The organism is Methanobrevibacter sp. 87.7 (assembly GCF_002208625.1).
Classification (GTDB): Archaea; Methanobacteriota; Methanobacteria; order Methanobacteriales; family Methanobacteriaceae; genus Methanarmilla.
On sequence record NZ_MRCT01000051.1, the window covers coordinates 1 to 11,764 of the forward strand.

The window sequence follows — 11,764 nt, forward strand, 5'->3', positions numbered from 1 at the left end:
ATTGAAACTTTTAAAAAAAATAAAAAATAACATAAAATTATTAAACAAAATTAATTATAATTTATAAGTTATAAGTTATAATAAGAAAAATCAAAAAAATAAAAATAATTCATAAAAATGAATTATTTATTTTTACGTTTATTATTAAATTTAAATAAAGCAATAATAAGAATTATAGCAAGAATAATAATAGTAATATCATAATAAATATAAGGAGATAATGGAGTATCTTGCTTATTTAAATCAATTGAGTATAAATAACCATCATTAGCTGCTACAAACAATGTATTACCATTAACAACAGGAGATGTAGTAATTGGTGAATTAAATAAATAAGCTCCTGGATTATAAGTCATGTTAATATTTCCACTATATTTATTTAAAACATATATAGTATCATCAGAAGATGTAACTACAATAGAACTATTTAAAATAGCAGGACTAGATTTAATAGCACCACCAGTTAAATAAGACCATTTAAGTGTTCCATCTCTTAAATCTAAACAAGATATATTACCAGAATCATCTCCAACATAAACATTATTATTATATCCATCAATTGATGGTGAAGAAATTACTTTATTATCCATTTCTTGTTTCCAAAGTAAATTACCATTAGAACTATTTAAAACATATAATGTATTATCAACAGACCCAATAGCAACTCTACCATCACTATATGCTGGAGCAGATAATACTTCATCACCAGTAGTATAATTCCAAATAGAACTTCCATCATTAGATTTTATTGCATAAATACCTCCATTAGTAGATCCAAAGTATAAAGTATTATTAGATAAAGTTAATGGAGTTTTAATTTTACCACCAATTTGTTTATTCCAATTTTTCTTACCATCTTTAATTGATAATGAGTATACTTTACCATCATTACAACCAAAGTAAACATTATCACCAGATACAACTGCTGTAGACTCAATAGCTTTAGGTGCTTTAAAAGTCCATTTAATATTATGAGAACTTACATTAAATCCATAAAAATGACCATTTAAATCACCAACAAGTAATAAATCATCTTTTATAATTGGTGAAGCAGATACATTATTTGATAAATCATTATGCCAATTAATTGTTCCATTAATCATATTTATAGAATTTAAAACTCCATCACTTGAAATTAAAAACAATGTATTATTATGAATTGCAGGTGTAGAGTTAATTGATGAACAAATCTTATTAGACCAAAGATTAGAAACAAAATTACTATTTTCTTCAGTAAATCCAGTATGATTAGGAGAATTTTGGAACATTGTCCAATCTGCACTATAAATTGGACTAATAATCAATGCAAAAGATAATATTACTGTTAAAATAATTAATAAATTTTTTTGTTTAAACATATTTTTCACCTATACATCCCTATTAAAACTTACAACACCTATTAAGAAGAATAATAATGTAAATCCTAAAAGTACTAAAATATCTACCCATACAAATTCAAGTGAATGACCTTGAATCATTACTGCCCTCATAGCATCATTAAGATAAGTTAATGGACAAATATATGCAATTTTTTGGAAAATCCATGGCATTGTTTCTACTGGATAAAATACTCCAGAAACAAACATCATAGGCATGGAAAAGGGCATAACCATTTGTGCATAATCCTCTTGATTTTGAGCACGAGCAGATAATGCAACACCAAAACCAACAAAACAAATTGCTCCAATAAAGAGAAGTAATAATGATTGTAATATTCCACCTTTAACAACAACATTGAAAAGAACAATAGCAGCAAATAATAAAATAATTGCACGCATCATTTCAACAGAAAGTTTTGCAAATATTTTACCTGCAATAACAGTTGAAACAGAAGTAGGTGTCATGAATAATCTTGCAAGTTCACCAGTTTCACGCTCACCAGCAATAGATGCACCCATACCCATCATACAACTCATCATAACAGTCATACCAAGTACTGCAGGTACTAAAAAGTCAATATATTTAATATTACCATAAATCCTGTTAATTTGAATAGATATACCTGATTTAACATTATTAATTTGTGATGAAACTGAATTTTTAGTAGATGCATTTTCTACTGAAATATCTGCTTGATTTGTTTGTGTCTGTGAAGATTGAAGTTGATCTATAGATAATTGACTAAATAATTGTTGAGATACAGGAACAATAGTTTGAGAGGCCATCTGATCTGAAGAATCTAAATATAATGTGGCCGTCTTTTGAGTCGTAGTATTATCATCATAATTTGATGGCAGAATAATTGCTGCTTTAACTTTTCCATTATCAACCATATTTTTCGCTTCAGTTACATTATCCATAATATCTGTAACTTTAAAAACATTATTTGATTTTATATCATTTAATGTAGTATCTGTAAGATTACCATGAGATTGAGATACTACAACAATAGGTAAATCACTTAAATCTCCACCCATACCATATCCAAATAATAAAATCATAATAATTGGCATTATTATAATAGCTCCAAACCGAGAAGGATGTCTTTTTAGACTTAACCATTCTTTTTTAATCATCCAAAACATTTTTTTATATTCAAACATATTATCACTAAACCCTTGGACCTAAATCTGCTTCTGAAGTTGTTTTAATAAAAACATCTTCAAGAGATGGTTCTTGAGTTGAAATTGAACTAATAATTGCACCTTTATCAAATAATGCTTTTAAAATATCAGATACAGCATTATCATCAAATTTATCAATTTGTAATGAAATTCTACCATTTTTATTTACTTCAAGACCATGAACATGAGGTAAAGTTTCCATATAATTTAAAAGTTCATCAGAAGGATTTTTAAGTAAAAATGACATTTCTTTATATGTAAAAAGTTCTTCTTTTTGAATTTCAAGAGCTTTTTCTCTATCAGATAATATTTTATTATTAGATGAAATATCTTTTTTAAATTTATATAATCTATTACTAAGATTAGTATATTCTTCTTTTTGGGAATTAATCAGTTGATCTTTTAATGATCTTGGAGAGTCATAAGCAACAAGATTACCAGTACTTATAATTCCTACATTATCACATAACATATCTACTTCATGCATATCATGAGAACATAAAATAATTGTATGTCCAGAATCATTTAAATCCTGAATTAAATCCCATAAAACTCGTTTTGTAGTTGGATCAAGACCAATAGTAGGTTCATCTAAAAATAAAATATCTGGTCTATGAACTAAACTAGCTACAAGTGATGCTTTTTGTTTTTGACCACCGGACATTTTACCAATTCTTTTATCTTTAGCATATGAAATGTCTACAAGTTCCATTAATTCATTAATTCTATCTTCTTTTTCATCATCTGGAACACCATAAAAATCTGCACATAATTCTGCATTTTCTTTTACAGTTAAATCTTTATATAAACTAACTTGTTGAGGTACCATACCTAATAATTTCCGAACTTCATTAGGATTTTCATTAATATCATAACCACCAACAGTAGCTGTACCTTTCGTAGGTATTGTAAGACAAGTTAACATCTTTATAGTGGTTGTTTTACCTGCACCATTAGGTCCTAACATACCAAAAATAGATTTATTAGGAATTTTCATATTTAAAGAATTAACTGCAATGAAATCTTTATATTTTTTAGTTAAATCAAAAGTTTCAATTGCATATTTCATTAAATCACCATTTTAATATATTAAAAATTTAATAAGCTAATTTAAATTTCAATAAAATTAATTTTCATCAGGATTAGAAAATAAAAAATCTTGAAAATCCATAAAATTATCAAATTTATGTTGGACAAATTGATTAAAATTTCTTTTTCTTAGTGAATAAATAAAATTTTCATCAATATCAGTTAAATGATAAACTTTAATAGGTTTACCATTTTTAATCATCCAATTTCCTTCAATAAAACCAATATTTTCAGCTTTTTGTAAAATCGGATAAACTTTACTAGAATTAAATTTATTAAGAAATCCTTTTTCAATCTGAAATTCAAAAAATGAATCTAATTTTTTCATTAATCCATAACCATGTAAATCTTCTTTAGTTAAAAACCAAAGTATTAAAAGAGGAATTAAAGAATTAATAAAAACTTTATGAATTTTTTTATGCTCTTCAATAATTTCTTCATCAAAAAATTCATTATTATTAAAATCACAAGAATTTAAATCATCCAAAATATACTTCCCATAAAAATTATTAGTATATCAAATTTTGACATATATCGTAAATAAACATATATTATATTCTATATATAAATGTAGCTTAAAAATAGATTATATAAAATAAAAACATATACATAAATATGATAACTTCAAGGCTTTATGATAATTACAAGATTGATTTTAAAGAAAACTACGAAACAAATGAAAAATCTTACTTTTTAATATACTATGAAAATGAATTATATTTAAAAAATGATTATATACCTATATTTACCAAAGAAGAATTGTATAAAATATTTGATATTGACTTTGACTTATAATTGGAACATATAAAAATAAAGCTTGTTTTGTAGTAAACCTATTAAATAGAAAAAACAATGAAGGATTTTATAAGTTACAAGAAGTATTTAATATAAATGAAGAGTTATTTTTAATAGGTGGAAGAGGATCACAAGTTAGAGATTGGTATAAAAATCATCAATATTGTGGAGTATGTGGAGAACATAATATAATTGATGAAAGAGAGATGATGCTTAAATGTCCAAATTGTGGCCATCTTAATTATACACGAATTGCACCTGCAATTATTGTAGCAATAAAAAGAGAAGATAAAGTATTAATGGCATACCATAGTTATTATAAAACAAATGATTATTCATTAATAGCAGGATTTGTAGAAGCAGGAGAAACATTAGAAGAAGCTGTAAGAAGAGAAGTTAAAGAAGAAGTTGGATTAAATATAAAAAATATTAAATATTTTGGAAGTCAATCATGGCCATTTCCAAATTCTCTAATGGTAGGTTTTACAGCAGAATATGAAAGTGGAGAAATAAAAGTAGATAATTTTGAAATCCTTGATGCAAAATGGTTTAGTAGAGATGAAATAAAAAGAAGATCAAATATAAGTATATCCTCATGGTTAATAGATGATTTTTTAAATAATAAAAATTAAAGATAATAAGACAATCAAATAAAAAATTAATCTCATAAATTAGATTAAAGATAAAAAGAAGGTAATAAAATGAAATTAGGATTTTCAACATTATCTCTTTTTATGAAACCAATACAAGATATGATTAATATTGGAAAAAGAGATGGATTTGAATTAATTGAATTATTAAGTGAAGGACCATACATCCCCTATAATTTATTAGAACATGAAGAAATTTTGAATAATATTAATAATAAAGGCATAGAATTATATATACATGGCCCTAATGTTGATATAAATTTAGCTAGCCTAAACAAAGGAATAAGAGAAGAATCAATTAAACAGATATGTGAAACAATAGATCTTGCAGATAAATTAAATGGAAAAGCTATAACGGTACATGCAGGACAAGTAGGAAGAAATGATGAAAGAATAAGAAAAGTAGTTATAGATTATGCAATAGAGTCTATTAATAAATGTATAGATTATGGAAAAGACAATAATAAAAAAGTAAAAATATCTGTAGAAAACTTACCAAATCGTTTTAATTTTATTGGAAATAGTGTAAGTGAATTAGAATATATACAGGAAAATACAGGTTCTTCAATAACAATAGATACAGGCCATGCAAACACTTGCAAAAATTGTAGAGAATTTTTTGATTTAAATAATATAATATATTATCATATACATGATAATGATGGAAAAAAAGATCAACATTTAGTACTTAAAGAAGGTAATTTAGACTTAAATTTATTAAAAAAAGTAGATAATGGAATTATAGAATTAAATAATTATGAAAATGTATTAAAAACAAAAAATATAATAGAAGAATTAAATTTAAGAAATTAATTTAAAAGTATAAAAAATTCTACAAAAATACTAAAAAATATATTTGACAATATTAATTATACTAATATAATATATTTAGAAGTTCTATTAAATCATTAATAAGATAATCAGATGCAAGAAGTAAATATTCTTCTTCTATTAAACTTTGAGCAATTGTTAAAATTCCACAATCAGCTTGATTTAAAGCAAAATAATCATTAGGCCCATCTCCAACCATTGTAACATTATATCCTTTAGATTGTAAATGTTTAACTATTTTTTTCTTACCAACTGGACTTGCAGTTGGAAATCCATGTGATGAATCAATATCTAAAAATTTTGTTAATGTTTGAATAGCACCAACACGATCACCAGATGCAATAAAAATTTCATACCCTCTATTTTTAAGTTTATTTACTGTATACTGTGCATTAGCAAATAATTTACCTGCAGTAGTAATTGTATATAATATTTTTTTGTTTTTACAATCAATTATTAATGCAGTACCATTACAAATTTCCATATTTGGAACTTGTTCTTTTAAAATACCAAATCCATTAGTAATATCGGATATTATAGCATTATTATCATTTCTAATTACATCTAAAACATCATCATGACTAAGTTTAGTTGAACTATAACTAATAGAAAAATTAATATTATACTTAAAAAATAAATCTGAAATTTTAGTATTTGGATCGAGTTTTGATAAACATTTAGTATTAAATTGTAAAATAATAAGAGCAGCACATTCTAATTTATGAATAATTTCAAATGAATTTTTATCAGTAATAAATTTCTTATTCTCAATATCATTTAAAATTTTATATCTTTTAATTAAAGTACCTGAATTATCAAAAACAATAGCCTTTTTATTCATATTACCATTTTATAAAACTTAATTAAAAAATACTATCTGATTAATCCTATAAAAAATTATAGATTTTTATAATATACTAAAAATTATTGTTCTAAATTTATATCAAATATAAGATAATTATTTCAAAATTATAATAATTCATGAAAATAATTAAAAACTCTTAATAAAAAACTTATTAAATAGCTAAATATTTAAACTTAAAAAATATATAATTAATTAATATAAAGATTATAAATAAATTTTTTTTACATAATCAATGATTAATTTAATACTTATTAGGTGTTTTAATGAACGTACTAGAAAAAACTAATGCAATTAAAAACGGTGAAATGAAAGCATTAGATAATGTTAATAATTATATAAAAGTAATTGATGAGACTAATGATTCAATTAATGCATTTTTAGAAATTAACAAAGAAGATGCTATTAATAAAGCTAAAGAAATTGATGAAAAAATAGCAAATGGTGAAAAAGTTGGATTACTTGCAGGTCTTGTTATTGGAATTAAAGCAAACATTAATGTAGAAGATTATACTATTTCTGCAGCAAGTAAAACACTTGAAGATTATATTGGTAGTTATGATGCTACTGTTGTAAAAAGAATCAAAGCTGAAGATGGAATCATTATAGGTATAAACAATATGGATGAATTTGCAGCAGGAAGTTCAACAGAAACATCATATTATGGAGTATGTAATAACCCTGCAGCACCTGGAAAAATTACTGGTGGTTCAAGTGGAGGAGGAGCTGCTGCTATTGCAGGTAAAATGTGTGATATAACAATTGGATCAGATACTGGAGGTTCAATTAGAAATCCATCATCACATTGTGGTATTGATGGTATTAAACCTACTTATGGACTTGTTTCAAGACAAGGTTTACTTGATTTATCAATGAGTCTTGATCAAATTGGTCCAATGTCAAGTGATGTATATGGTCTTACACTTGCACTTGATACAATTACTGGATATGATCCTTCAGAATGTACAACTTTAAATACTGAAATTCCTAACTTTACTGAAATAGCTAAAAAAACAGAAAATGAAGAAAAACCATTAAAAGGTATGAAAATAGCTAAAGTAAAAGAATTTACTGAAGTTACTGATGATAAAATTAATGCTGTTGTTGATGAAGCAATAGACAAATTAGTAGAACAAGGAGCAGAACTTGTTGAATTAAGTTTTAATTATATCGATATTTGTTTACCTACTTACTATCTTATTAATTATGTAGAATTCTTCTCAGCTACACGAAAATATGATGGAAGAGAGTATGGTTCAAGAATTGAAGAAACTTGTGGAGAAGAAGTATTAAGAAGAATTCAAATTGGTTCTTACATTTCACAACAGGAATATAGTGGAAAATACTATAAAAAAGCACTTCAAGCAAGATCTCTTATTAGAAATGAAATCAATAAAATGTTAGAAGAAGTTGATTTAATTGTAGGTCCTACAGTTCCTAAATTACCACACAATATTGGTGATAAATTAGAACCTATGGAAATGTATGCATACGATGTATTAACTGTAATTGCAAATCTTGCAGGAATTCCAGCAGCTAGTATTAAAGCTGGTGAAGTTGATAATATTCCAGTAGGATTACAAATTCAAGCTAAACCTGAAGATGATGGAAAAATCATTAAAGCTATAGCTTCATATGAATTATAAGATTGAATTATTCAATCTATTTTACTTTTTTTAATAAAATTTTAATATTATAAATTTTTTTAACTAACTATTTTTTAATATAATTTACCCAAAATTTTAAGATTTATACTATTTTTAATAAAAAATCAATTAAATAAGAAATTTTTATTTTAATAAACTAAAAGATAATAATAATAAAAATTTAAGGTGATAAAATGACTAATCCAAAAGTAACAGTTATTATATCAGTTTATAATGAAGAAAAATATCTTAAAAAAGCATTAAACACTATACTTAATCAAAGTCTTAAAGATATTGAAGTAATATGTATTAATGATAAATCAAGTGATAAATCTCTAGAAATTATGAAAGAGTATTCAAATAAAGATGAAAGAATTGTTTTAATAAATAATAAAGAAAATCTTGGACTTGGATTAAGTAGAAATAATGCTTTAAAAATAGCTAAAGGAGAATACATTGGATTTGTTGATGGTGATGATTGGATTAAAAAAGATTGCTTAGAAAATGTATATAATCATTCAAAAAAACTTAATACAGATATTACTATGTTTCAAATGACTAACTACAATAATGAAGATGGAAGTTTTCATGAAAATACATGGTCTAATCTAGATGAATTAAGTGATGAATATGATAATAAAGTGTTTGATGGAAGTAAAACAAAGAACTTTCTTTTTAAATTACCAGTTAGTGCATGTCAAAAGATTTATAAAAGAAGTTTTTTAGAAAATATTGATGCTAAATTTCCAGTTGGAATTTATTTTGAAGATAATCCTTTTTTCTATTATGTATGGCTTAAAGCAAAACGTATTTCAATTATTAAAAAACATTACTATATAAGAAGAGTACATAGTGAATCTATTACTGGTAGTTGTGATAAGAAATTCTTTGATATAATACCAAGTGGTATAGAATTATTTAAAATATTTATTAAAAATAATTTCTACAAAGATTATAAAAAAGATTTAATTAATTATAGAATTGATGCTTATAGACTTACTGTAAAATGCTTAGATGATGATTTACTTGAAGAATTCTATAATTTATCTAAAGAAGAATTTAAAAATATCTATAATAGTCCATATAAAGAAGATTTCTTAAAATATATGAATAATAAAAATCTTAAAATATTTAATTTAATACTTAATACAAATAATGTAAATGAATTTAAAAAAGAATACTTTTAGATAATATTAAAACTTATTTTAAATACTTATAAAAATTAAAACTCAAAAAATAGATTATAAAGAAGTAAAATACAATAGATAAAGTAAACTGAAATTCAAAATCTAAAAAAATACTAGTATTAAAGAAATAATTTAAAATATAGAAATTAAAATAATTTAGAAGATAATAAGATTAAAAAAATTTCTATAAATAATTTAATATTTTATAAAAATCTTATAATATAATATAAAAGATTTCATTTAAGGGATAATAATTAAAAAAGTTGTGAGAAAATGAAAATAGGCCTTACATATGTAAAAGGAGCACTTCCAGGTTATGAAAACTTTGGACATCTCCCAACAGATATAGTTAAAACTAATGGATTAGTAAATGGTAATAAAGCAAATGAAGAATTAGATGCTTTAATCATCCCTGGTGGAAGTATTGTAGAATCAGAAGGAATACCAAAAGACTCTGAACTTTCAAAAGAAATTATAAAAATGGCAAAAGAAGGTAAAACAATAATGAGTATATGTTCTGGATTCCAATTACTTGCAAACCAGACAGATGTTGGAAGAAAATCACAAATGCCAATAATTAAAAAAGGACTTGGTATACTTGATGTAAATTTCTCACCGTTAATTAGTAATGATCGTGTAGAAGGAGAAGTAGTTGGAAACTCTTTCTTTACTAAAAATATAAAAACACCAATTACAGGTTTTCATTGTCACACATATGGAAAAATTGAAGGTAATGCAAAAGAAATTTTATATTCCAATATAAAAAGAGTAAACTATTCAAATAAAAATAAAAGAATTCTATCTGGTGTAGTTAATGATGATGGAAATGTTATTGGTACATTAATACATAAATCTCTTGATAATAATACAGATGTTGTAAATAATATTCTAGAATATATAGATGCAAGTCAAGAAGATATTAAATCAATATATGAAAGAAATATTGAATTTAATAAAAAAATCAATAAAGAAATTGGTATTGATACAGATGTTGATATAAGGATACCTGGTAAAAATTGCCTTACAAAAGATCTTAAAAAACGTGAAGGTAAAATGCCAACTGTAGTATTAATGGCAAGTACTGGATCAGACTCTGGAAAAACATTTATTACAACAGGAATTGCAGGAGTATTTAGAGAAAAAGGTCTTAAAGTTGGTCTTCTAAAAGTTGGACCAGATATACGTGATATTGTTCCTGGATTATATCTTACAAAAGGTTATATGGAAAATTATGGAAGTATCCAAATATCAAATCTTGGATGGATGGAATTATCAAATATATTAAAAAGACTTAAAAACTCAAATTATGATGTTGTTTTAATTGAAGGAGTAATGAGTGCATTTACAGGATTATTAAATAAGAAAATACCATATTCTACAGCAGAAATAGCTAAAGCAGGAAATATTCCAATGATATTAACTACAGGTGTTAATAAAGGAGGTATTGAATCTGCAGCAATTGATATTAGTTCACATGCTAAAAAATTAAAAGATTTCGGTATAAATATTAAAGCAATAATACTTAATAAAATCTATGATATGGGCATTTTCAATGAAGTTAAACCTTATATTCAAAAAGAAACTGGTATTGATAATGTAATTGGAATACCTAAAGTTAAAATAGAAGCACGTGGTGGAACTCCAGAAGTAGAAATTAAATTAGAAGATTTTGCATTTAAAGCATATGAAACAATAAATAATAATTTTGATATTAGAATAATTTCAGATATTAAAGAAAAACCTAAATTTGATAGATATTTAAGTTTTGATGAAATTATAAATATTTACAATAAATAAGATATATTTTATAATATATCTTAATTTTTAAAATTTATTTAATAAAACTACTAATTTTTATATATTTTCTAATAATTTATAATAAAAATAGACAAAATTAGTTATAAGTTATAAGTTATAATAAAATATTTAGGATATATAAAAAATAATTTATGATTATAAGTTATAAGTTATAATAAATATTTCAAATTAATACTAAAACAAAATGAAGTATAAGTTATAACTTATAATAAAATTTCAAATTATTACTAAAACATGAAGAATTATAAGTTATAACTTATAATAAATACTAAAGAAATAATATAGAATAAAAAAATTATAAGTTATAAGTTATAAGTAAAAA

At 23.9% G+C, this 11,764-nt stretch carries 11 protein-coding genes; 6 read left to right on the forward strand and 5 right to left on the reverse strand.

Annotated features, from left to right (window positions below; all coding sequences use genetic code 11):
- Positions 1–122: 122 nt before the first annotated feature.
- The 4 genes from BGI41_RS03715 to BGI41_RS03730 are packed head-to-tail and all read right to left on the reverse strand — an operon-like array spanning position 123 to position 4,140.
- On the reverse strand, positions 123–1,358 hold the full coding sequence (locus BGI41_RS03715; protein WP_088538892.1) for a PQQ-binding-like beta-propeller repeat protein: 1,236 nt from the start codon (positions 1,356–1,358) through the stop codon (positions 123–125).
- Positions 1,359–1,367: 9 nt separating this feature from the next.
- Complete coding sequence (locus BGI41_RS03720; RefSeq protein WP_088538893.1) at positions 1,368–2,543, reverse strand: ABC transporter permease; 1,176 nt, start codon at positions 2,541–2,543, stop codon at positions 1,368–1,370.
- 7 nt (positions 2,544–2,550) lie between these two features.
- Entirely contained in the window at positions 2,551–3,633 is a 1,083-nt protein-coding gene (locus BGI41_RS03725) for an ATP-binding cassette domain-containing protein (RefSeq protein WP_088538894.1), read from the reverse strand.
- 57 nt (positions 3,634–3,690) lie between these two features.
- On the reverse strand, positions 3,691–4,140 hold the full coding sequence (locus BGI41_RS03730) for a PadR family transcriptional regulator (RefSeq protein ID WP_088538895.1): 450 nt from the start codon (positions 4,138–4,140) through the stop codon (positions 3,691–3,693).
- Positions 4,141–4,268: 128 nt separating this feature from the next.
- On the opposite strand from BGI41_RS03730, the gene BGI41_RS08550 reads away from it, so the two are divergent.
- From BGI41_RS08550 to BGI41_RS03740, 3 genes are all read left to right on the forward strand, one after another.
- A complete protein-coding gene (locus BGI41_RS08550) occupies positions 4,269–4,448 on the forward strand; it encodes a hypothetical protein (RefSeq protein ID WP_233126307.1) in 180 nt (59 codons plus the stop codon).
- Positions 4,448–5,080: an NAD(+) diphosphatase gene (nudC, locus tag BGI41_RS03735; protein ID WP_233126308.1), complete on the forward strand. Its 633-nt coding sequence runs from the start codon at positions 4,448–4,450 to the stop codon at positions 5,078–5,080. Before BGI41_RS08550 ends, nudC begins: the two co-directional genes overlap by 1 nt.
- A 69-nt stretch (positions 5,081–5,149) precedes the next feature.
- Complete coding sequence (locus tag BGI41_RS03740; RefSeq protein WP_088538896.1) at positions 5,150–5,911, forward strand: sugar phosphate isomerase/epimerase family protein; 762 nt, start codon at positions 5,150–5,152, stop codon at positions 5,909–5,911.
- A 61-nt stretch (positions 5,912–5,972) separates the two neighbouring features.
- Here BGI41_RS03740 and BGI41_RS03745 read toward each other — a convergent pair whose 3' ends face one another.
- Positions 5,973–6,770 (reverse strand): HAD family hydrolase, encoded by a 798-nt coding sequence (locus BGI41_RS03745; protein ID WP_088538897.1) that lies wholly within the window; start codon positions 6,768–6,770, stop codon positions 5,973–5,975.
- A gap of 287 nt (positions 6,771–7,057) precedes the next feature.
- Between BGI41_RS03745 and gatA the strand changes: the two genes are divergently transcribed.
- The 3 genes from gatA (at position 7,058) to BGI41_RS03760 (ending at position 11,421) form a co-directional block, all read left to right on the forward strand.
- Positions 7,058–8,437, forward strand: coding sequence for an Asp-tRNA(Asn)/Glu-tRNA(Gln) amidotransferase subunit GatA (gene gatA, locus BGI41_RS03750; RefSeq protein WP_088538898.1), 1,380 nt, complete (start codon positions 7,058–7,060; stop codon positions 8,435–8,437).
- A gap of 194 nt (positions 8,438–8,631) precedes the next feature.
- Entirely contained in the window at positions 8,632–9,624 is a 993-nt protein-coding gene (locus tag BGI41_RS03755; protein ID WP_088538899.1) for a glycosyltransferase family 2 protein, read from the forward strand.
- A 273-nt stretch (positions 9,625–9,897) separates the two neighbouring features.
- Positions 9,898–11,421, forward strand: a complete 1,524-nt coding sequence (locus BGI41_RS03760) for an AAA family ATPase (protein WP_088538900.1) — start codon at positions 9,898–9,900, stop codon at positions 11,419–11,421.
- Positions 11,422–11,764 lie beyond the last annotated feature (343 nt).